20 protein-coding genes and 1 pseudogene are annotated in these 22,084 nt (G+C 70.5%); 7 read left to right on the top strand and 14 right to left on the bottom strand.

Going from position 1 to position 22,084, the window contains the following annotated elements; all coding sequences use genetic code 11:
• The first annotated feature begins 142 nt into the window (after window positions 1–142).
• Together CcI156_RS17850 and CcI156_RS17845 are read left to right on the top strand one after the other, a co-directional pair.
• Entirely contained in the window at window positions 143–418 is a 276-nt protein-coding gene (locus tag CcI156_RS17850; RefSeq protein ID WP_023841527.1) for a hypothetical protein, read from the top strand.
• A 100-nt stretch (window positions 419–518) separates the two neighbouring features.
• Window positions 519–938, top strand: coding sequence for an ester cyclase (locus CcI156_RS17845; RefSeq protein ID WP_011437807.1), 420 nt, complete (start codon window positions 519–521; stop codon window positions 936–938).
• 140 nt (window positions 939–1,078) lie between these two features.
• Here the strand turns inward: CcI156_RS17845 and CcI156_RS17840 are convergent, their stop codons facing one another.
• From CcI156_RS17840 to CcI156_RS27100, 4 genes are all read right to left on the bottom strand, one after another.
• Window positions 1,079–3,541 (bottom strand): helicase-associated domain-containing protein, encoded by a 2,463-nt coding sequence (locus CcI156_RS17840; RefSeq protein ID WP_023841526.1) that lies wholly within the window; start codon window positions 3,539–3,541, stop codon window positions 1,079–1,081.
• 207 nt (window positions 3,542–3,748) lie between these two features.
• Window positions 3,749–4,033, bottom strand: a complete 285-nt coding sequence (locus tag CcI156_RS17835; RefSeq protein ID WP_131728932.1) for a hypothetical protein — start codon at window positions 4,031–4,033, stop codon at window positions 3,749–3,751.
• A 1,110-nt stretch (window positions 4,034–5,143) separates the two neighbouring features.
• Window positions 5,144–5,404: a hypothetical protein gene (locus CcI156_RS27105; RefSeq protein WP_076806974.1), complete on the bottom strand. Its 261-nt coding sequence runs from the start codon at window positions 5,402–5,404 to the stop codon at window positions 5,144–5,146.
• A 19-nt stretch (window positions 5,405–5,423) separates the two neighbouring features.
• The gene (locus CcI156_RS27100) at window positions 5,424–5,708 is read right to left on the bottom strand and encodes an NAD(P)H-dependent oxidoreductase (RefSeq protein ID WP_076806972.1); all 285 of its coding nucleotides are present in this window, start codon (window positions 5,706–5,708) and stop codon (window positions 5,424–5,426) included.
• A gap of 124 nt (window positions 5,709–5,832) precedes the next feature.
• On the opposite strand from CcI156_RS27100, the gene CcI156_RS17815 reads away from it, so the two are divergent.
• Complete coding sequence (locus CcI156_RS17815) at window positions 5,833–6,960, top strand: phosphotransferase enzyme family protein (protein WP_011437803.1); 1,128 nt, start codon at window positions 5,833–5,835, stop codon at window positions 6,958–6,960.
• A gap of 80 nt (window positions 6,961–7,040) precedes the next feature.
• Here the strand turns inward: CcI156_RS17815 and CcI156_RS17810 are convergent, their stop codons facing one another.
• From CcI156_RS17810 to CcI156_RS25815, 5 genes are all read right to left on the bottom strand, one after another.
• Window positions 7,041–7,823 (bottom strand): enoyl-CoA hydratase/isomerase family protein, encoded by a 783-nt coding sequence (locus CcI156_RS17810; RefSeq protein ID WP_011437802.1) that lies wholly within the window; start codon window positions 7,821–7,823, stop codon window positions 7,041–7,043.
• Window positions 7,824–8,119: 296 nt separating this feature from the next.
• Window positions 8,120–9,247, bottom strand: a complete 1,128-nt coding sequence (locus CcI156_RS17805) for an HAF repeat-containing protein (RefSeq protein WP_254847496.1) — start codon at window positions 9,245–9,247, stop codon at window positions 8,120–8,122.
• 351 nt (window positions 9,248–9,598) lie between these two features.
• The gene (locus CcI156_RS17800) at window positions 9,599–10,129 is read right to left on the bottom strand and encodes a hypothetical protein (protein ID WP_011437800.1); all 531 of its coding nucleotides are present in this window, start codon (window positions 10,127–10,129) and stop codon (window positions 9,599–9,601) included.
• Window positions 10,130–10,273: 144 nt separating this feature from the next.
• Complete coding sequence (locus CcI156_RS17795) at window positions 10,274–10,960, bottom strand: hypothetical protein (protein ID WP_235186952.1); 687 nt, start codon at window positions 10,958–10,960, stop codon at window positions 10,274–10,276.
• A 177-nt stretch (window positions 10,961–11,137) separates the two neighbouring features.
• On the bottom strand, window positions 11,138–11,701 hold the full coding sequence (locus CcI156_RS25815) for a hypothetical protein (RefSeq protein WP_160323723.1): 564 nt from the start codon (window positions 11,699–11,701) through the stop codon (window positions 11,138–11,140).
• 157 nt (window positions 11,702–11,858) lie between these two features.
• Between CcI156_RS25815 and CcI156_RS27095 the strand changes: the two genes are divergently transcribed.
• From CcI156_RS27095 to CcI156_RS17775, 3 genes are all read left to right on the top strand, one after another.
• A complete protein-coding gene (locus tag CcI156_RS27095; RefSeq protein ID WP_023841520.1) occupies window positions 11,859–12,800 on the top strand; it encodes a hypothetical protein in 942 nt (313 codons plus the stop codon).
• 112 nt (window positions 12,801–12,912) lie between these two features.
• Window positions 12,913–15,609, top strand: coding sequence for a WD40 repeat domain-containing serine/threonine protein kinase (locus CcI156_RS17780; protein ID WP_076806964.1), 2,697 nt, complete (start codon window positions 12,913–12,915; stop codon window positions 15,607–15,609).
• A 374-nt stretch (window positions 15,610–15,983) separates the two neighbouring features.
• On the top strand, window positions 15,984–16,421 hold the full coding sequence (locus tag CcI156_RS17775; RefSeq protein WP_076806961.1) for an SsgA family sporulation/cell division regulator: 438 nt from the start codon (window positions 15,984–15,986) through the stop codon (window positions 16,419–16,421).
• A 131-nt stretch (window positions 16,422–16,552) separates the two neighbouring features.
• Here the strand turns inward: CcI156_RS17775 and CcI156_RS27090 are convergent, their stop codons facing one another.
• The 5 genes from CcI156_RS27090 to CcI156_RS17750 form a co-directional block, all read right to left on the bottom strand.
• On the bottom strand, window positions 16,553–16,858 hold the full coding sequence (locus CcI156_RS27090; protein WP_254847495.1) for a hypothetical protein: 306 nt from the start codon (window positions 16,856–16,858) through the stop codon (window positions 16,553–16,555).
• Window positions 16,859–17,035: 177 nt separating this feature from the next.
• Window positions 17,036–18,082 carry an aldo/keto reductase gene (locus tag CcI156_RS17765; protein WP_076806959.1) on the bottom strand — a complete coding sequence of 349 codons (1,047 nt, stop codon included), beginning with the start codon at window positions 18,080–18,082 and terminating at the stop codon, window positions 17,036–17,038.
• Window positions 18,083–18,389: 307 nt separating this feature from the next.
• Window positions 18,390–19,403 (bottom strand): alpha/beta fold hydrolase, encoded by a 1,014-nt coding sequence (locus tag CcI156_RS17760; protein ID WP_082456772.1) that lies wholly within the window; start codon window positions 19,401–19,403, stop codon window positions 18,390–18,392.
• 389 nt (window positions 19,404–19,792) lie between these two features.
• A complete protein-coding gene (locus CcI156_RS17755; protein WP_023841518.1) occupies window positions 19,793–20,500 on the bottom strand; it encodes a hypothetical protein in 708 nt (235 codons plus the stop codon).
• A gap of 98 nt (window positions 20,501–20,598) precedes the next feature.
• Window positions 20,599–20,997, bottom strand: a complete 399-nt coding sequence (locus CcI156_RS17750) for a hypothetical protein (RefSeq protein ID WP_035941775.1) — start codon at window positions 20,995–20,997, stop codon at window positions 20,599–20,601.
• A gap of 533 nt (window positions 20,998–21,530) precedes the next feature.
• Between CcI156_RS17750 and CcI156_RS25810 the strand changes: the two are divergent.
• Window positions 21,531–22,084, top strand: a pseudogene (locus CcI156_RS25810) (hypothetical protein); the annotation flags it as partial.

Raw genomic sequence — 22,084 nt, 5'->3', positions numbered from 1 at the left:
GGTGGCTGGGAAGCGGGAACCCGGCACGGCCACGGCCGGTCAGACCGGGGGTGCCTCGCCGAGAGGCGAGGCGGCATGAGCGGACGCTATCAAGCGCTTTCATGCAACGGTTCTTGGGCAGAGCTGGTTGATCGTCGCGATCGTGCTGACGACCGTAGCCGCCGCCGTGCTCCTCATCGTGGTGCTGCCCGGACAGCGTGACGTCCTCGACGAGATCGTCGCCGGATCCCCGGCCGTCCCCGACCGTGCGCAGGATGGTGGCGCGGTGGCCATGGATGGTGGCGCGGTGGCCATGGACGCGGCCGCGGCGCGCGCCCGCACGAGCGGTCTCGCGATGGCGGCCGGTGTGTTCAGCCTGCTCTGGGTCATCGTCACCGTTCTGATGATCATCCGCCCCGGCTCGACCACGAGCGTCTGACGTCCTCCCGGACATCCGGTTTTCCGTCGGGAACCGGCCCGGTGGTGGGATGATCGCCCTCTGGGCGGTGTGTGCGGCAGGCAAGCCTGGAGGATGTCACGTGGGAGAGGCGCTGGACACGGTGAAGCGCGCGCTGGACGCCTTCGACCTCGGTGACGAGGCCTCGGTGCTGTCGCTGCTTGACGAGGATCTGGTCGTCGAGGCACCGGGCGGGGTGCGGATCAAGGGGCGCGCGGCGGGCGCCGAGTACAGCGCCGCCTTCCTGGCGGCCTTCGGTGAGATCGACGTCGATACCCACGTGCTGGCCGAGCAGGGCGAGATCGTGGTCGAGGAGTACACGCTGACCGCGACGCACGTCGGCGTCTACCGCGACCCGGACGGTACGGAGCTCGCGCCCACCGGGCGTCGGATCAACCTGCGTGTCGTCGAGGTCTACCGGGTCGAGCGCGGCCTGATCACCGAGAACCGGCTGTACTTCGACCAGACGCGGCTCGCTCGCCAGCTCGGTCGACCCGCCTGAGCCGCCCCGGGCCTGGCGGCCCCGCCCCGGGCTGGCCGGGCGTGAGAGCCGACGGGTCCAGATTCGAGAGCTGATCGGCATGGACCTACTGCCTGCGGAACCCGGCTGACCGGTCATGCCCGGGGAGAAGGGGGTGCCGGTCAGCCGACGGGACTGACGGACTCGATGTTGGCGATGGCGAACTCGCGCTCGGCGTTGCGCAGGTGGCACCAGGAGTCCAGCCACCGGCCGAAGAGCTGGTTCGGCTGGATGCGGCGGACCGTCCGGGTGCCCTGCTTGTCCCGGTAGGCGATGACCACATCGCTGCGGCGTTCCACCGCGTCCGCCAGCACGGCGAGCTCGGCGTCGTTTAGCCGTCCGTTCATCTCGCCGAGCCGCTGGGCCAGGTCGGTCAGCAGGGTGACACCGTCGTCATTGCCGGTGCGCAGGCGCTGGGCGAGTTCGTCGGCCGTCAGCCGCCGTCGGGTCGCCGGCGGACCGGCGGGGGACCCTCCGTGCGGTCGGGACGCCCGGGACTCCCGGGACGGCTGTGCCGGGGCCCCCCGCGGCGCCTTCCGCCCCGGTCCGCTCGTCACGATGACGGTGCCCGTCGCGTCCTCGGCGACGGGGTAGAAGCCCGTCCGGCGCAGCTCGGCGAGGACCGTGTCCAGTTCCACCGGGCTGGCCAGCACGGTGGGGGCGAGCCGGGCGAGGTGCAGCTTCGCCAGTGTCCGGGTGTGGAGGATCTCGGCGGTCGTGGGCTCGTCGGCGAGGACGGCGCTGCGCATCCCGCGGACCCGCACGTGTCCGTGCCGGCGGGCGACGTCGGCGATGAGGTATTCGAGCGGCTGCGGGAGACCGTGGTCGGCGATGGCGCGTAGCTGTTCGAGCAGCTCGGTGGCGGACCATCCGGCGTCCATCGCGGCGCGGACGCTGGCGGAGGTGAACCGCCAGGTCCCGGCCGCGCCCCGGGACTCCGGCACCGCCGCGGCCCGCAGGAGCTGGGATATCGCCGCGCTGGGCTGGCCGGACACGACCGCGGTGAGATCGGACTGCAGGATCAGGCTGGACGGCGTCGCGGGCAGCAGCTCGGCGCAGCGGTCCGCCAGATCCCGCACCGTCCTCGCGACCTGCGCGGCGAGCTCGTCCGCGGTCGAGACGATCATAAGCCCGACGGTGGCAGCCGCCGCGTCGGTGGTGCTCGGCGCGGCCTCGATCAGGGCCTGGCCGGGCTCGGACAGGACGTCGAGGGCGAACACCCCGAGCAGCTCGGCCTCGCGGATCGACGCCGCCACCTTGATCTTGCAGGTGGCGGCGTCGTAGCCGTGCAGGGGGAAGAACCAGTCGAGGTTCTCAGCCGTGAGCCGCACCGACCGCCCGCCGGCCGCCGCGCGGATCAGCACCCGGCGAATCTGGCCCGCCCCCGACCCGATGGGCAGGGGCGGCGGGACGTCCTTCTCGTCGGCACCCTCGCGGCTCGTCGGCGCGTGCTCCAGAGCGTGCCACGCCGCCGCCAGCGTCGCCCACTGATGGCTTGGCGACTCCTCCCGCCACTCCTGGAACCGCGGGCTCGGTGCGTAGCCGCCTTCGGTGAAGGCCAGCAGGCCGGCGGCCGCGACCAGGTCGATCCACAGCGGCAGCTCGGCCAACGGTGTCGACAGCCGCTTCGCCAGCCGGGCCCGTTCCCGCCCACCGACGCCTCCTCGCTTGAGCGCCACGACGGGGGCGGCGGCGGCCTCGTCGAGCAGGGCGGTCACGGCGCGGATAGCGCCCTGGGCGGCCGCCTGGGAGCTCGACCGGACGGCGGCCTCGTTCACCTCCGGCCGGGGAATGTCCGGCGGCCCGGTGAGCCCCAGGTCCTGCCTGGCCAGCCAGGCGGCGACCGCGACCTCACGGGGGAGCTCCGGCCGGTTGCCGACGCCCAGCACCAGCCCCGCGGTGATCAGCTGCCTGATGGACCGCGTGGCTGCCCTGCGGTCATGGATCTCCTCGAAGGGCGTGTAGGGGAACATGTAGGGGAAGTAGCCGCCGGCCGTGGCCAGGCGCAGGTCATCGAGTTGCTGCCGCGCCGGGGCGGGCAGGGAAGCGATGATCGTCGCGATGCGGCGGGCATCGGACATGAGTTCGGTGAGCCGCGCGACCAGCTCGGTCTTGCGCAGGTTTTCGGCCGGAGCCCCGAGCGCCGTGACCGCCTTACGCAGATCCTCGACCAGGACGTTGCGGGCGATCTTTGCGACCGGGCGGGCGGAGCTGATCTCCTCGACCCAGTGGTTGTGCAGMGGCTCCGGGAGTCGGACCACCGTGTCGGTCCAGGCGAGGCCGCGGGCGCACAGATCGTCCACCCCGGCGCGCACCGCGTCCGGTAACGCGCCCAACAGCTCGGCCATCCGGGGCACCGTCGCGGACTCCCCCAGCAGCGCCGCCGCCTGGCCGACCCGGAGCGTGTCGCGGTTCAGCTCCCACAGCGCCGCCGCCAGCGAATCCGGGCTTTCCAGCCGCTGCGCGAGCTGCCCGAAACCGCGGGGTACCGGCTCGATCAGCACGTCCGGACGCGAGCGGAGCAGAGCGGCCAGCGCCGGCAAGTCCAGATCCGCAAGATGGTCAACGAACGATCGTGGTGTCATCCCTTCCATTCTTATGCGCGCCGAACGGGCACGGTCGCCCGGTCTGCCGGTAGCAGACATCCGAGACCACGGTCGCCCGTTCCCGATCCGTCCGGATTGCGAGCGCACCGGTGGCGCCGGCGAACGGCATCGGCGCCCTCCGGACGGTCGCCGGTACCGCGGACGGTCGCCGGTACCCCGGGCCTCGCCGTCGTTGCCGGTGCGGCCTCACTGATAGCCGATGTGGAGGACGGTGGGGCTGGTAGGCGCATCGCTGTCGATGACGACCGTCGGCCCGTCCGGACCACCCCCGGGACCACCGGCCCAGCCGAAAGTGAACATGTAGCTGTGCCCCGGCGCGATCCGGAGGTGGGAGTTCTGATCCAGGAGGCGCTCACCGTCCACCGAGATTGACTGGACGTGCAGGATCCCCGGTCCTTTGTCGGTGATTGTCAGGTCGGTCTGCCGCCCGACGCCGCTCACCGCGCCGGTCTCGTACGAAACGTTGATCACCGGGAGTGGATGATACGTCGGACGGCGGATCATGGCGCCGGCAGGCAACGCTGAGAACAGAATGAGCAGTATTGCGGTGACCATGATGGATACGGCGCGGCGGGACGGGTGCCGGGTACGGGCCGAAACGGATTGCGCCGCATCCCCCATAGCCCCGGAGTCGTCGGTAAGGACGGRCACCAGATCGAGGTGCGGGCGGCACACCGACCTGCCCGGTGAGGGGAGCATGGTTTCCTCCGCGCTGTATTTCCAGAAATCTGTCATCCCGGCCCGAGGATACTAGGGGCCCGGTACGCTGAGTGGTCATGTCCTACGGGAACATCTCCACCGGACCGGAAGCATGAGCCCATCCGGGGTATGCGGATACCCCTTGCGGGCACCCCCGGTGAATGTGGACGCAGTCGGTCATCCGGCCCGTGCTGTCGGGCAATGGTCGGTAACTGGAATGGTCCTCCCGGATGGCGGTCAACGGCGGTCAATAGCGGTCAATAGCGGTCAACGGCAGGCGTGACCGCCGCCCGGACTTGCGCCGGTTCGACACAGATGTATCGGTTCTCCCATCTTGTGAATGTTGTCATCGATGGTTGGACGGGCAGGGGCGTTCCGGTGTCAACCGCATCGGGTTCTCACCGGCCCGGCTGCCCGCCCGATGCGCGGCCCGATAATCCGGACGGGAATACGTAAACGTGAAACGGAATCGAAGGGCTCGGCGCGCCGTTGTCATTGAGTGGGGAAGTYCTGGTAGGGAATAGCGGATCGGAGAACACGTGAGAGACGCGAGAGAGGTTCAAATATGCGTCGACCCGTTAAGAGAAGAACCGGGCGAGCTGTCGGTGTCCGTCGCATTCTGGTGACCATCGGAGCCGCCGTCACGCTCGGTCTGCTCACCACCGGCGCGGGCTGCCAGCCGCCCGGCACACCCTGCCCTCCCTACCCACCCGTCCCGCAACCCAACTGCCAGCCCATCCCGAACTGACGTGTCCGGCCGCGGCGGGTCACCTGTCCGGGTGAGACGCCGCGCAGGGCGCAAGGGAGGGAAGATCGGTGTCCCACACGCGGGTCCATCGGTGGTCGGCCGTCCGGGTCGGTCGCCGGTGGGCCGCGATGGGCTCACCCCGCCGCGACATCTGCCGTGTCCGCGACATCTGCCGTGTCTGCCGTGTCTGCCAGGCCGAGGTGGTGCACGACGGCCCGCGGAACCTCGGCGAGTCCGGCACGCACCCGTGGGTCGCTCACCGTGCCGTCCGGACCGATGGCCTCCCTTGCCACGGGCAACGACGCGCAGGYCGACGCGCTGACGTTGGCAGCCACCTGGTCCAGCACCGTCCCCAGCTCGGCCCGGGCACCCCTCCCCCGGCTCGGGGCGGCCACGTTGACCCAGGCAGCGGACTTACCGTAGAGCTCCCCGCCGCCGATCGTCCAGTCGATCAGGTTCTTGAAGCTTCCAGTTCTTGAAGCTTCCAGGTAGCGCGCCTGCGTACTGCGGGGTGCGGAACAGCACGACGTCGGCCGCTGTGAGCTGCGCGCGCAGTTCGGCCCCGGCAGGCTGGGGCGCGTCGTCGCTCTTGCCGTAGCCGTGCTCTTGCCGTGGCGGTGGTTCTTCGATGGTGGGTTTCGACGGTGGGTGCGGCCGGGCCCGGTTCCTTGACGGCGGCCCGCCGACTCCGGCAAACAAGATGGATGCGGACCATTTCCCCTGGTGAAACAGGGTTCAGRCAAGGGTTCAAGCAGGCCGGAGCGGTACGCGGGGTCACGTCCTCCCACGGGGACGCCATCTCGCCCGGACCGGTGGTCGTACGGTGAGCACGACCTCCGTCGACGGGCTGGTGGGGCTGGATGGCGTCCTCGGTGACGTCCTCGCCGCCTATGATCTCGGCCCGTCGCCGCGGGCGAGCCTGCTGCATGTCTCGGAGAACGTCACTTACCGCGTGGACGACCCGGCGACCGGCCGGCGTTGGGCGTTGCGGCTGCACCGGCCCGGCTACCACACTCTCGTCGAGATTCACGGGGAGCTGGCGTGGGTGGCTGCCCTGCGCGCCGACGGCGTGGTCGTGACGCCGCCGGTCGTGCCGACGAGGGCGGGTGGGCCCGTGGCGACCGTGGCCGCGACCGGAACCCTCCCGCCGAGTGCCGCCTCGCCGGATCCCGCTGGGCTGGATCCCGCTGGGCCGGATGGTGCCGAGCGGCACGCCGTGTTGTTCGAATGGGTCGACGGACGTTCACCGGAACCGACGGACCCCATGTCCCTGCGCGGCGCGTTCGGGCAGCTCGGGGAYATCACCGCGCGGCTGCACCGGCACGCGCGGGAGTGGTCCCGCCCGACTACCTTCGCCCGCTTCGAGTGGACCTGGCGGAGCATGCTCGGCGACGCCGGCCGGTGGGGGAGCTGGTCGGAGGGCTTGGTCACCGCGCTGGCCGACGGCCCCGGCCCGCCGGGGGACGGCCCGCGGGGGGACGGCCGCGCGGCGTTGGGCCTGCTGAGCCGGGCCGCGGCCGACATCGAGGCACGCCTGGCCGCCTTCGGCACCGGGCCGGACCGGTTCGGGCTCGTCCACGCCGACATGCGGCTGGCGAACCTCCTGGTACCCCGGGATGCGTCCACCGGGGACGTCTGCGTGATCGATTTCGACGACTGCGGCTTCGGCTGGTACCTCTGGGATCTCGCCGCGTCGCTGTCCTTCATCGAGCACCTCGACGAGGCCGGCGACCTGGTGGCCGCCTGGCTGGCCGCCTACCAGCGCCAGCGCCCGCTCACCGCGGACGACGTAGCGATGATCCCTACCTTCGTCCTGTTGCGCCGGCTGCTCCTGGTGGCCTGGCTGGGCACCCATCCGCACTCGGACGCGGTGCCGAGCGCCTCCGAGTACGCCCGGGACAGTTGCGAGCTGGCCGAGGCCTATCTGGGCGGGCGGTTCCTCACCGGCTGAGGCGGCGGCCCGCGGCCAGGCCTGACCGCTGGCTCGTCCCGCCCGCCCGAAATCCCCGAGGACCGGCACGCCCGGACCACTCAGCGGCCGGTGAAACGGGGCGCGCGGCGCTCCGTCGAGGCGCGCACCCCCTCGGCGAAGTCCTCGGTGGCCCGCAGTCTGGCCTGCTCGGCGGTTTCCCGCTCGGTGGCCGCCCGGATGACGGGGACGAGATCCGCCCACATCGTCTCCCGGATGCTGCGCACGGCCAGCGGCGCGGCGGCGGTGACCTCACCGGCCAGCGCCACCGCGGCCTCCCGCAGCTCGGCGTTCGGCACGAGCCGGTCGGCGAGGCCGATGTCGAACGCCTCCTGCCCACCAACCCGGCGACCGGTGTAGAGCAGGTCGAGCGCCTTCTGCCGGCCGACGACCGCCGGCAGGGTCACCGAGATGCCGAAGCCCTGGTGCAGCCCGATCCGGGAGAAGTTCGCCGCGAAGCGGCTGTCCGGGCTTGCGACCCGGAAGTCCGCGGACAGCGCGAGCCCCAGCCCGCCGCCGACCGCGCTGCCCTGCACCGCGGCCACGACCGGTATCGGGGAGGCGAACAGCCGTAGCGCCTCGCGGTAGAGGGCCGGCGCCCCCTCGTCCGCCGAGATCGCCTCGGCCGCACTCGCGCCGGAGAAGTCGGCTCCGGCGCAGAAGTTCCTGCCCTGGGAGCACAGCACGACGGCACGGACGTCGGAGTCGGCGCCGAGCTTGTCGTAGATGTCGGCGAGGGTCTGGATCAGGCGCACGTCGAAGAAGTTGTGCGGCGGACGGCAGACCTCGACGACGGCGACGTGGCCGGGCAGGGTCTGTACCGCGATGTCTCCGGACTCGCTCATGATGATCCTCCGTCGGGTCGTCCGTGCTGGTGCCGGCGGTCCGCCGTGCCGGCGGGGTCTCCTCCGTCCGACATCGTCCATCCTGACCGAAAACGCCTCGCGGGTCGCGTCACGGACTGGGCCTGGACCGGGCCTGGACTGGGCCTGGAGTGAGCGGACTGAGCCTGGAGCGAACGGAGACGGACGCGGCTGACCTCCCGTTCCCTGACGACGAGTTCGACGTGGTGCTCTCCTGTTTACCGACTAGATCATGCTCACGGTGTTCAATGTGCTGTGCTGACCGGACAGCCGCCGCGTCAGCGGCCGGGGGCCGGCCAGAAGGTCGCGAGCGGAATCGGGGAGTCGGCCGGGTCCGAGGAACCGAGGACGACGTCGGCGGGGGTGATGGCGTTCGCGTCGCTGTACGGCCCGCCCAGCGTGYCGAGATCGGTGAAACGGCCGTCGCGCCAACGGAACGCGTGCCCGTTCGCCGTGCCGGCGACGGTTCCCCGGTCGTTGATGGCGGTCACCCCAAAGTCGCCGCTGGGCACGCTGATGGTCGCGCGCTGGCCGTGCCACCAGACGAATGCATGGTTCGACGAGCCGCGGCTCAGGACGAGGACCTGGCCGGCGTTGTTGATCCCGATCGCCCAGGATTCGGTGTCGCCGGGCGGCGTACCGAGGTCGATCAGACGACMGCGTTCCCAGAGGAAGGCGTGGGTGTGCCCGTCGGCCGTGTCGCTGTAGCCCACGATCTGCCCGGCGTCGTTCGCGGCCACCGCGGTGCTTGACGGGCCGCCGAGGGTACCCAGGTCGTGCAGGGTGCCTCTCCACCAGCGGAAGGCGTGGGACGGGCCGGCGGCGGTGTTACTGCTGCCGGCGATGGCCCCGGCGCTGGTGACCGCGACGGCGGAGCTGCTCGGGCCGCCGAGCGTACCCAGGTCCTGCAGGTGGTTGTCCGCCCACCGGAAGGCATGGAACGTACCGGCGTTGGTGGTGCTGGTGCCGACGATGACCCCGGCGCGGTTGACCGCCACCGCGGCGCTGCTGTAGCCGCCGGCCGTGTGGGTGCCGCCGAGGTAGCCCAGACCCTGGGGCTGGGAGGTTCCGTGTTCCAGCCGGAACGCCTGCCGGTCGTAGTGGCTGACGAAATCGCCGATGACCAAGCCGTCCTCGGTCACCGCCTTCGGCTCTGTGCTGCCGTTGAGGACATGCACGGTGCCGTCGCGCCAAAGGAAGCCCGTGGTGCTGTACGCGCCGCTGTCCCAGTGACCAACGTAGAGTCCGCGGCTGTTGCCACTGGTCAGCGAGCCGGGACTGCCCGGTCCGGGAATGCCGACCCCGGCCGGCGTCGTCTGGCGTGGGTCAGGTCGTGGTTCTGGAACCGGCGCCGCCAGGGCCGGGGGAAGCCCGGTGAGGGACAACGGTGCGGCGGCTGCGGCCATGACCGCTAGGTGGACGAATGTTCTCCGGTTGTTCGGCACGGCCGACCTCCCTGGTCAGGCCTTCCCGACCGTCGTCGTGGCCGCCGGGGCGCCGTCGCACGGGTTCGGTCGCACGGGTTCGGTCGCCAGGATCCTGGCGCCGGATCGGGTCGGGATGGCTGGACGGAGGACCGGCTGGCACCCCGTCAATTGATTACTAACTGAAGCCGGATGGTGTCGATCTGTAGTCGGCTTGTCAATGAATGACACGCCCCGCCTGCGGCCGCGAGGCGCGGAACGTCGCGGGCGCGGGCCGGTGAGCGGCGCGCTGACGTGGGCCTCAGCCGACTCCACCCAGATGGTGCGGACGGCTCAGGACACCGTGATGTCGAGTTTCATCCCCAGCGACTCGTGGTTGTCGACCGGGCAGTCCAGCTCGTAGGTACCCGGCTGCAGAGTCACGGTGAGGTCCTCGGACTCACCGGGTGCGAGGTCTTTCGTCGTGGCCTCGTGCAGGCCGGGCCCCTCGATCCTCAGCGCGTGCGTCACGTGCCCGGCATTCTGGGTGACGAAGGTGTAGATGCCCGGGGTGAACGTGTTCCGGGAAAGTTTGATCACGAACTCGGTCTCGGTGACCGTCACCTTCGTCGCGCCCGCGGTTCCCGCGCTCGTCAACGGACCGGTCGGGGACGGCTTGGCCGACACCGAAGCGGGCGTGGTCGGCGTGGGCCGTGGCGTCGGGGTGGTTGTGCCGCCGCACGCGGCGGTGAAGGCGAGGATCACCGTGCCCGTCGCCATGACCGCGGCAGCCCGGCGCCCACCGCGCCGATGCGCGGCCCGTCGACCCTCGAGAAGGCCGGGGCGGGCGGGGCCCGCGGTCGAGGTTCGCAGGTGATCGGTCACGTGGTCTCCTCGGAAGGTCCGCCGGTCGACTGCGATGGTGCCCTGACGTCGTGACGTCGTCCTCTAAGCGGCTCCGGCGCGTCGCGTCGCATCACGCCGAGGGCACCACGAGGCGGTCGCGTAGGCCGTGGACGGCCGGTGGGGTCAGCCGCGCCTCGTCGTCGGGACCAGTTGGGGCAGCAGGGCTCCGAGCCCGAAGCAGACGGCGGTCGCCGTGATGGTGATGCCGAAATCACTGGGGATGCCGGGCGACAGCAGCCGGGTGGCTGAAAGCGCGAAGATGACGAACAGGCCGACCCCGCAGCCGGCGGGCACGAACCGCAGGCCGCGCTGCCACCAGGTGGCCGGCACCGCATGGCGACCGAGCGGGAGCAACGCGACGGCCCAGAGCAGCCCCATCAGGACGACAAGCCCGAGGCCGAACAGCCCGTAGATGGACAACAGCGATCCGTGGATGTCGGCGGTTCCCGCTACCCTGGCCACTGTGTGCAGGTCCGCGCCCCGGATCGCCACCTCCACCGGCATCAATCCGGTGGCCCGACCGTCGAGGTCGCGCACATCCAGGTCGACGGTCCAGTTCGCCGATCCGCGGGCCGGGATGGTTGTGCGCACCCGGGTGTCGTAGTCGAAGAAGGTGAGGCCGAGCACGGTTCCGCTCAGCCGTACCGAGTCGACGGGGACATTCGACCGGGTCAGGTTCTGCACGCTGACCACCACGCGGGCGACCGCACTGGCTTCGAGGACCACGTTGTCCTCACCGAGGGGCTGACCGTCGACGGTGACGCCGAGTTCCACCCCGCCGCCGTCCGCCGCATGGACCGGAGACGCCATGGGTAACATGAGCCAACTCAGGCACGCCGTCAGGCAAACGGCGACGAAAATACTTTCCCGCGCCGACTTCTCCGTCGGCAATCTGACATTCACCGCTTCCCCCCGTGGCCCGGATGACCGGCAACGCGACTGTTATCCTATCGATCGTCGTAGGGCGGGACTTCCGCCTAACGTGCATCACGTTGTCTCCGCCGGTCCGGGGCAGGCCGCCGGCAACGGGCGTGTTGCCAGCCGCACCCGGGGGGGCGCTCTGGTGTCTGGCCAGCGAGTATCTGGTCGATTCGTGCCACGGCCGTCGCGCGGTCTGGTATCGACGGTGTTTGTCGTTGTGTTTTTCTTGGTCAGCGGGGCCGGCGTCGCCACGGCGATGGTCAGTCCCGGGACGTCGACCGGCACGTCGTCGGAGTCCATCTCCCCGTCCCGGTCCATCCCCCCGTCCCCGCTGCCGTCCCCGTCCCCAGCCCCGACCCGGTCCGCATCCCCGTCCCCGCTGCCATCCGCGTCCCCGTCCCCGCTGCCGTCCCCGACCCGGTCCATCCCCCCGTCCACGTCTCCGCTGCCGTCCACCTCCCCGTCCCGGCCTCCCATCCCGAATCCGGCGCCGAACCCGGAGACCCCCAGCGGTACCCCGTCTCCCCACTCCGATCCGAGTGCGACGAGCTGCCCGTCGGGGACGACGACGGACGCTGGTGGGCGCTGCACGTCCAGTTCGCCGACCTGCCCGGCCGCAGCCACGCGCAATGCGGGTGGCCCCTGYGACCAGCACGGTCCGACCTGCCCACCGAGCACGCCTCGATCGGCCGACGCGGCGGCGTCATCACCGCCGAACGGTGCCTGCCCGCAACCCCGGTGCACCTCCGGGCCGGCGTCGACGTCAACGCCGGGGACGGGTACAGGGATGGGGACAGACAGGGGATGTGCTGACGGCGATCCCCGGCACTGCGCGACGCCCGCCCCCGCGTTGCCGCTCGGCCTGGTCGATGGGACGCCCTGCCCCACGGAGGGCACGAAGACCACGCCACCTCCCATCACCTCGTCCCCGGTCACCGACTCCACCAAGCCGGGCTCCAAGGGGGAGAAGGAGACCTCGGTTACCTGTCCGGACGGCTCCGTGCGCCGATCGGCCGACCAGTGCCCCCTGCCGCAGAAGGCCTGCCCTGGGTCGGTGGTCGGCGTCGCCGTGGGCGAAGCCTGCCCGCCGCCGCGGCCATCCCCGCCGGTCCCGGTCGTCTGCTGGGACGGTTCCGTGCGCGCGGCGACGCTCGACTGCCCCGCCGGGCGCCGGCTCTGCCCCGGCGGCCTCGCGGTTCCGCTGGACGAGCAGTGCGCGGCACCCACCCCGTCCCGCTGCCCGAAGGGGACGGTGCGCGTGCTGGGCGTATGCACACCCGTGTCCGAGCCCGGCGTGTCCGAGCCGGATGTGGGGAAGCCGGATGTGGGGGAGCCGGTGGCACGCGAGGCACGTCCCGGTGAGCTGTTGTTCGACCGGAGCGCCGTGACGGCCGGAGATACGCTGTTCGCCCGGGGTGCCGGCTGCAGACCCGGGTCGCAGGCCGTGCTCACCGCGGGCGGCGAGCTGGTCGGACGGACCGTCGCCGACCAGGACGGCACGTTCGAGACCGTGGTCCAGTTCGCCAGCTTCCGGCCGGGTTACCGTCCGGTCACCGCCGCCTGCGGAGCTAACCTCTCCGCCGGTATAGACATGGTGYTGGTCTCCGCGGACACCAGCGCTTCGCCTTCGTCGGTGCTGCTTCCGCTCTTCCTGGCGCTGTCATTCCTGGCCGTGCACTACCAGATGGCGGCCCGTGGACGTCGGCGTGCCAGGTCGCAGCGTCGCTAGGTGCCAGGCGCCGCCGGGCATTACCGGGCGTTGCCAGGCGCGGGTGGCCTGCTGACCGACAACCTCGGGATCCTCGACAACCTCGACAACCTCGGGCGGGAGTGATCAGCTAATGTCCCACCCACCCGGCCGGAGTGGACCCGCGGACGGACCCGCGGATCGTGCTGCCTCCGAACCGACCGAGGTCGGTCCCTACCGGCTGGTGCGGCGTCTCGGCGCGGGTGGGATGGGGACCGTCTACCTGGGGGAGAACGCCGCCGGTGGTCTGGTCGCGGTCAAACTGATCCGGGCKGATCTCGCCCGGTTGGCCGAGTTCCGCAGCCGGCTCAAGCAGGAGGCCGACAACGCCCGGCGGGTCGCTCGTTTCTGCACCGCGGCGGTCCTCGACGTCGACATCACCGCCGATCCGCCTTATCTGGTGACCGAGTACGTCGACGGGCCGACGCTGTCCGAGGCGGTTGGCACGCGCGGCCCGTTGACCCCGGCGGAGCTTCATCAGCTGGCGGTGAGCATGACCACCGCGCTGATGGCGATCCACCGGGCYGGACTCGTGCACCGGGATCTGAAGCCGTCCAACATCCTGCTGTCCCGGCTCGGGCCGAAGGTGATCGATTTCGGTATCGCGCGCGCCCTGGACTCCGCGACGGTACTCAGCGGGGATCGCCAGCTCGGGACGCCGGCGTTCATGGCGCCGGAACAGGCCCTGGGCGAGCAGGTCACCTCGGCGGCGGACGTGTTCGCCTGGGGCGGTGTCCTCATCTTCGCCGGGACCKGTCGTTACCCGTTCGGTAACGGCCCCGCTCCCAGCGTGCTGTACCGGACGGTCAACGATCCTCCGACGCTTGACGGCTTCGAGGACAGCCTGCGGCCCCTGGTCTCCGATGCGATGCGCAAGGCAGCGGCGGAGCGACCCACCGCCGAGAAGCTCTACGCGCGCCTTCTGGACCTACGTGTCGAAGCCCCGATGGCGGTCAAGGGGCTGTCCCTGTCCGAGGTGACCGCGCTGATCCGGCCGCTGAACACGTCCCCCGGCGGCGCCTCCGGAACGTCGGCGAGCGACGCCGACCTCGCGGGTCCGATCACGCCCGTCACCGGCCATCAGCCGATCGGACCCCCGCCGCCGGCGAACCTGATCTCGTTCCCGGGGCCGGGCATTCCCGGGGCACCAGCCCGGTCCGGCCCGTCGTCGGTTCCGGGCCCGTCGTCGGTTCCGGGCCCGTCGTCGGTTCCGGGCCCGACCTCTTCTCCCGGGCTCGGGTCGTCCTCGTCGGGGAGCGAGGCGTCACCGTCCGGGCCGGATGCCCGCTGGCTGCCGGGCGCAGGCTCGTCGTCCCGGTCCCGGGACTTCGCCGATGCTCTGGTGACGGTCTGGACCGAGGACGAACACAGCCAGGACCCCGGGCGAGGAGCGTCCCCGTCGTCCTCGTCGTCCTCGTCTCAGCGGTCGTCCTCGTCTCAGCGGTCGTCCTCGTCGTCGCGGAGGTCCTCGTCCGCCGCGCCACCGGGCGACCGGGCCCGCAACCGACGTCCGCTGATCATCGTTGCCCTGGTGGCCGCCGTCACCGTGCTCGTGACGACGGTCGCCATCGTGTCCACCAGGGGCGGGGGCTCGCGGACCGAGATGAGCGTGCCTGAGGCGGTCGCCGAGCGGGCGCTGCTCCTCCAGGACGGCGACACGGGACTCGCTCGCCGGCTCGCGCTCGCGGCCTACCGCGCCGAGCCGCACTCGGCCAGGACCCGGAGCGCGATGATCGCGCTGTTCGGTGCCGGGATCACCCCGACCACCATCCCCGTCGGGACCGGTGCCCTGCTGGCGCTCGCGGTGAGCCCGGACGGGCACTGGATCGCGGCGGGGAGCAACAACGGAACGGTCACGTTATGGGAAGTCGTCGGTCGGACCGAGCTGGTCCGGCGCACCTCCGTCTCGGTGCCGAGCCGCAGCTGGATCGAGTCGCTGGCGTTCAACCGGGACGGTGGCCTGCTCGCCGCKGGCCATTCCGACGGCACGATCCGACTGTGGAACCTGCACGACCCCGACCAGATGGTCCGATGGTCAACCATCCAGGCCCACACCGACGCGGTGCAGTCGGTGGCCTTCAGCCCGGACAGCAACACTCTCGGGTCCGCGAGTGCGGACGGCATCGTCGCGCTGTGGGACGTCACGGACCCGGCGCGTCCGAAGCAGCGCGTCCGGGCGGACGGTCAGACCGGGGGAGTGCGCTCGATGGCMTTCGCGCCTAACGGCACCCTGCTCGCGTTCGCTGGTGAGGACGGCACCGTCCATCTGTGGAACATCCGGGACGCGGCGCGGCCGACCGCGGGTGGAATCCTGCGCGGGCACAGCCGTGGGGTGCGGTCCGTGGTCTTCACCGGCGACGGAGGCGTTCTGGTCTCCGGCGGCGTCGACGCCACGGTGCGCCTGTGGGAGGTGCGGTATCCGGACAATCCCGCCCGTGGCGTCGCCACCGRCTCGCTGGGCGGGATCCAGAGCGTGGCCTTCGAGCCGGGTGCCGACGTCGTCGCCTCCGCCGGCGATGACGAGACGGTCCGGCTGACCGACATCTCCCGTCTGGACACGCCGATCCTGCTGACCCAGTGGCACGGGCACACCCAGCCGATCAGCGCGATCGCCTTCGTCTCCGGCACGGGCGTCGTCGTCTCGGCTGGTCACGACGGGACATTGCGGCTGTGGGACGCCGAGCCCGGCCGGCTCGCGGACACCGCGTGCGCCGATCCGGCGAACCGGATCACCGCCGGTGAATGGAGCACTGCCTTCAGGGATATGGGCTACCGGGCTCCCTGCGGCTGACGCTACCGGGCTCCCTGCGGCTGAGTTGACGACGGGCCGGCCGGTGGGGGCGGATGGTCCTGACGGTCTGGGCCGACTCCCTCCCACCGGTACGACGGCCAGCGTCGACACCCGTCGGGCCAGTGACGAGGTCATCGCCGCACCCGTCGGCGGACTCGGCCGGAATCTCTCGACGTGGGGTCGCCGCAACCATGCCGAAACCGCGACAAAATAGCGATGGAACCGTGACGTTGCGTTCACTCGCCGGCTATGYCGACCGGCCTAGCCGTGCCGGGTTGATCCGCCCGTCCAGAGAGGCCCGTCGGGTGGCCAAACCGGGCGTCGCCGGGCGCGATGCTGAACAGTGTCGAATCCGACCGTGTTGGGAGGCAGCGATGCTCCGTCACAGCTCGACGCCCGCGCATGTCGTGGCGCGCGATCTATCCGTTGACTACGTCACGGAGGAGGGGGAGCGAGAGGCGATCCCCGGCACACTCCGTTATGACCCGGCTGATCCCTTCGCCGTTGAGTTGATCCTACGTCCCGGTGAAGAGGCCATCACCTGGATCTTCGCCCGCRCGCTGCTGGCCGAAGGGATCGAGGTTCCCGCCGGGACCGGCGACGTGCGCATCCGGCCGACGAGATCCAAGGGGCAGACGGTGATCACGGTGTCCCTGTCCAGCCCGTCGGGGCATGCMGATCTCGAGCTGGCGAAGTCGAAGGTCACCGCCTTTCTCGCCGACTGCCACGGACAGGTTCCAGCGGGGCGGGAGAGCAACGGCATCGACTGGAACAACGAACTTCACATGCTGCTGCGCACTCGGAACACCTGACCGCTTCGAGTGTTCTCAAAGATATCATCATGAACTCTGGTGATGACGATTCCGGGCGGGGGTACCGGTCCGTTCCGCGGCGCGGATACGGGGAGCCGTAGCCGTCCCCCGCCCGTGTCCCGCGCGCCCGCTCAGAAGGTGTCGGGCGCGCCTTCGATCGGCTGCCAGACCTGAATCTCCGGGGGTCCCTCGACGCCGGCATCCCGCATGAGGGCGRCTATCTCAGGCTGATTGGTGAAGAACTCCTGGAACGCCTCCGTGGAATCCCATTCATCGAGGATGATGACCTGCCCGTGGCCGGCAAGGAAACGATGGTGCAAGGCTCCTACCTTTTGTGCCCGCTCGGCGATGGATGTGAAGATGTCTGCCTTCGATGCGAACAGCTGCTGAAGAGCGGCTGGATCGACTTTCAGGGTCACGGCGACGATGACACTCATGTTGAACCCCCCTTATGTTACCTGACTCGGGCGACTGTAGCGCATCGTCTCAGGATCCGGAAGACGGCTTGTCTGCCTCCGGAGATGCCGCGGCGCCGACCGGCTTGGCGGTGCCGTGAGTCGAGAAACGTGGCTGGTCGGGGGTGGGCATGGTCAGGCTGGTCAGTGGTTCGTCCGTCAGTGGGCCGTCCGACGCCGGCAACTCGGCCGCAGTGCCGGGTTACCGCTGTGGTGGTTGGTGCCGGCGATGTCGGTGCCGGGGGTGACGATCTCGTCGATCGCGTCGAGTGTCGCCTGGTCGAGGGTGATCTCGGCCGCCAGGAGGACGTCGTCGAGCTGAGTGAGCGTCTTGGGCCCGATGATGGTTGAGGTGACGGCGGGGTGGYTGTCGACGAAGGCCAGCGCGAGGTGGGTGAGGGACACGCCGGCCTGCTTGGCGAGGGTGGTCAGCTCCTCCACCACGGTGAAGCGGGCGGGTGCGTGCGGGTCCTCGGAGAGTGCCTGACCCTGGCGGCGGCCGAGCAAGCCCTGTGACGAGTAGCGCGATCCGGCCGGAGCCTGYTCGCCGCGCCGGTACTTGCCGGTGAGCCAGCCGCCGGCCAGCGGGCTCCAGGGGATGATGCCGATGGTGTGGCGTTGGGCGGCGGGCAGGACGGCTTCTTCGATGGAGCGGGCGAAGATGGAGTACTGGGGCTGTTCGCAGACGAACCGTTCGCTGTTACGGCGCCGGGCGGCCCACTGGGCTTCGACGATCCAGTCGGCGGGGAAGGAGGAGGAGCCGAGGTAGCGGACCTTGCCGGCGTGGACGAGGTCGGACAGGGCGCCGAGGGTGTCCTCGAGGTCGGTGTCCCAGTCGTGGCGGTGGACCTGGTAGAGGTCGATGTAGTCGGTGCCGAGGCGGCGCAGGCTATCCTCGACGGYGCGGATGATCCAGCGCCGCGAGCCGCCGCGGGAGTTGCGCTCGTCGCCYATGGGGCTGAAGCACTTCGTGGCAAGGACAACGTCGTCGCGGCGGGTCTTGATGGCCCGGCCGACGATCTCCTCGCTCTCACCCTGAGAGTAGATGTCGGCGGTGTCGAGGAAGTTGATGCCGGCGTCGAGGGCCCGATGGATGATGCGTTCGCATTCGTCGTGGTCGGTGTTGCCGAACGCGCCGAACATCATGGCGCCGAGACACTGGGTGCTGACCTCGACGCCGGTCCGGGCGAGTTTGCGGTACTTCATGGTATGCGCGGCGTGGAAACCTCCGCGTCCACGCGGAGGAGGAAACGCCGCTCACCCCCTTTCGCATCAGACCGGATAGAAGACGAGCCGTACTCGCCGGTGAAGATCCTGTGGAGATGGAGGGAGACCGAACCGACGGTAGTCGGTGACGCATCCGTCGGGACCTCCCGTCGGGAAAAGAAGCAGGAACCCGGCCCGCGAGGTCCGGGAATCCCCCACCTGCGGACGAGGGAGGAAGCCAGCCTCGCGCCGACCATAGCGGTGGGAGCGCACTCGAAGTCAACCGGTCGGCCGGCATGGCCCGACATCAGCGGATGAGATCGGTGGCTATTTGGTCGGCGCGGGTGAGGTGATCCTCCACGGCGGTCAGCCAGGCGATCGGGCGGCTCGCGTGTGGATTGTGGTCGGCACCGGCGATCACCGCGAGATGGGCGTCCGGCACGGATCGGGCGAGCGTCTCGGCGGCGTCACGAAGACTGAAGTCCCGTTCACCGACGATGACGGTGGTCGGGGCGCAGATCTCGCCCAACCGGTCCGTGAGGGACGGATAGCTGCTCAGGTCCCGCCAGAGCGCGACGATCGCGTTCGGATCCATCCGGCCGAGCCCCGCCACCGCGCGGTTCCGGCCGGCGTGGACGGCCGTCGCGATCGCCGCCGCCCCTGCCAGCAGGACGGACACGACCCGCTTCGTGATCCCGCCCGTGCCCGTGGCGGGAGCGGCCGCGGTGTCAGCGAGAACCAGGGACCGCACCCGTCCCGGATGGTTGAGCGTGTAGCGCAGCGCCACCACCCCGCCCATCGAGTGGCCGATCAGGTGGACGGCGGGCAGCCCGAGCACGTCGACCACCGTCGCGAGGTCCGCCACCAGCTGATCAAAGCTGTAACCCGCTCGGCCCGTCGTGGCCCAGCCACTCGCGCCATGCCCTCGCTGGTCGTAGGCGATCACACGGCGGGACGTGGCGAGCTCCGGAACCACCGCGGCCCAGTCCGCCGTGCTGCCGGCGATCCCGTGGAGCAGCAGGACCGGGATGTCGCCACCCCCGCCGCGGATCGTCGCCGGCCTGTCGTCCGACGTCATGGTCCGTGTCTCGTCCGCGATCTGTGTCCTGTCCGCGATCCGCGTCTCGTTCGGGGCCCGTGCCTCGTTCGGGGGACGGCCGTCCGCCCGAAGGTGGCCCGGGGGCGGGGGAGCCGGTGACCAGGGAATCTCCGGCGGGGGATCGTCGAGTGGGAAACCCTCTGGCCGTAGCTCTTCGACGTGCAGTTCCAGATGTTCCGGACCCGCCGCCACCGCTACCCGCCGCTCCACCGAGATCACCATATCTCCATGGTCGCGTCTCGCGGGGTCGGCGAGCCCCCGATCGGGTGATCGGGGGCTCGCCGAGCAGGAGACAAATCTTCGGCTCATGCGATGCGCCCGGGAAATCTCGACAACGCCGAGTGGAGCCGAGGCGTCCGACGAGGAATATCCGGATCGGTAGTGACGAGTCATACGGGCGCGTCGATCGGCGGAGCACGTGGATCGGGAGAAAGCGCGGACGGGAAGAACACCGGCGTAGAGGCGCAGGCGTAGAGAGTTAGGACGCGGGCGAGGGGGAACGACCCGGCGGGGTGCGCGTTCGTCCGGCGCCGCCCCCGGGTCCGTCTGGCTCGGGTCTGTCTGACTCGGGTTCGCTCGATCGGCCAGCCGCCGTTCGATGATCGGGACGGTTAGCCGATTCCCGCGTGCATCTCGAAGTCCAGCGCACCGATGCCGACGAGCCAGTACACCCAGTCGGCGTCGCGGGTCGGGGCGACCTGCCCGCCCGGTGGTTGGTAGCCGACCCGTCTCGCCTTCTCCAGCGCGCCCGCCAACCGGTCGTTGAGCGAGGTCTGCTTGATCCCCAGCCGGTCGGCGGCGGATTTCTTGGGACGTGGATCCGGGTTACGCAGGGGCGGCCACCGTAGATGCTGTTCGAAGACCACGCGGATCGCCTCGGTCTCCTTCTCGGAGAGGCGATCGACCTCGTTGCTCTCCGTCACTCGACGATCGCGGGCAATCCGGCGGACGCCGGTCGGCTCCGGCTCGCATAACAGCAGGTAGCTGCGCTGCGGAGTGCCGCGCAGCCAGACCGCGGTCGGCCGGTCGGTCACCGACACCAGCCCGCCCTGCTCGACGGGATACGTCGGCTGTCCCCAGTTCCGGACATCGGCCTGGTTCAGGTTCGCGATTTCCACATTCCAGCCGCCGCCCGGCGCGGCGGACAGGCGGGCGGCCCGGCGGGAGAGTTTCCGGTCCGGCGGGCTGGCGGACAGATGCCGGTGCGACGCGGCATCGTCGCAGACGTCGTCCGGGGCGGCACCGACGCACAGCTGGTCGGAACGGCGCAGCCGCTGGTCGAATTCGACCCGATCGTCGACGAGGAACCGCAGCCGCATGGCGAGCGAGTGTAACGGTATCCTTCCGCAGGGTCGTTCCGGCCCCTCCGGTCGTTGCTTCCCCGGCGATCTCGTCCGTGCCCGGATACCGGCGTGGGTCAGGCGTCGCTGCCGTCGACCCCGCGCACCGCCCGTGCGTGAATCTGAAACTCTTCGAGGTCGGAGCCGATGAGACGACCGAGAACCCGGATCACATCGGAGCGTTCGATTGCCACCGGGCGCCACAGGATCGCGGATTGGGCTTCGCGCAGACCGGCCTCCCGTGGGAAGGCGAGCAGGCGTCCGCAAACCCAGCTGAGCCGACGTACCTGAGTGGTAATCGGGAAGGCCAGGATGACGCCGTTCTCCACCCGCACCGCGACCACCGGGCGCCGCTTGTAGCCGGCACAGTCCGAGAAGTCGACGCGGGCATCGAGGACCGTCGCGGGTCCCAGCGACGTCCACGGAACCGGCCGCAGGTGCTTGAGGGAATTCCCGCTCGGTCGCGGCTTGCCCATCGTAGTCGATGCCGATCGGGGATGTCCGTCCGGTCCGGACGCGTAGCGGGCGAGGTAATCCGGCAGCGRCTGATCGCGCCGAGTGCGTCGGCGGGCCTGCCGGGCCCGGTCACGGGCAAGTTTCTGCAGTGGGTTGCTCCGCCTGGCCGGGACCTGACGCTGAGCGCGGCGGGAGTTGAACTCGGACACGGTGCCTCCGGAAGGTAGTGGGCCGTTGCCACCGACCGTCGCAGATGCCGCCGATGACGACCAGACCGATAGATGTCGGTTATGGCTGTCCTTTACCTGACGAGGCCGAGCGATACCGTCATATCGCGCGGACAGGCATACTGCAGATCTTTCGCGATCTTGCGGGAGGAAGGGGGGACCGTCGTGCACGTCGCCGTTGCCACGACCATGGACGCTGATCATCTGGATGATTCGGACGGTAGCGTCGGGATGTCCGCATCCCACGCCCCGGCAGATGTGATCGGGAAGCACCGTTGACCGGCCCGGACGGACCTGTGGTTTCGCCAGGCGACCCGGTTCCGGCGGTGATCACAGGGGTCGTGGGCGGGGACTCCTCCGATGTCCCGGGCGGTGTCCTGGACGGCCCGCGCRCCAGCGATGGTGGCGTCGCCGGGATCGATCCTTTCGGGGCGGTGACCGGTTCACCCGGAGCGCAGGAGGCGAACGAGCTCGGAGGCCCGGACGCGCCGGCGGCCGGGCAGGACGACAGCGACGAGCTGGAAGACCCCACCGGACCCGACGACCCGGGCGGATCCGGTGGTCTGGCCGGGTCGTCGGGTCCGGATGCACTTGAGGGTGCCGAGCTGCTCGGCGAAGCCGAAGAGTTGGACGTGCCAGACGTGCCAGACGTGCCAGACGCGCTGGACGCGCTGGACGAGGCGGAGGACCCGGGTCCGTTCGACGTGACCGCCGAGTCGGTGGAGCCCGGTGACTCGGATCAGCCGTTCCCGTTCGACGACGCACGTCCTGACGACGCCGTTCCTGACGACGCCGTTCCTGACGACGCCGTTCCTGACGACGCGGTTCCCGAGGACGTCGGTCTCGACGACCCTGCCGGTCTTGACGACCCTGCCGGTCT

It is taken from the genome of Frankia sp. CcI156 (genome assembly GCF_001983015.1).
Classification (GTDB): Bacteria; Actinomycetota; Actinomycetes; order Frankiales; family Frankiaceae; genus Frankia; species Frankia casuarinae.
The sequence above is the reverse complement of the archived record's forward strand: the minus strand, read 5'-3'. Positions and strand labels throughout refer to the sequence as shown.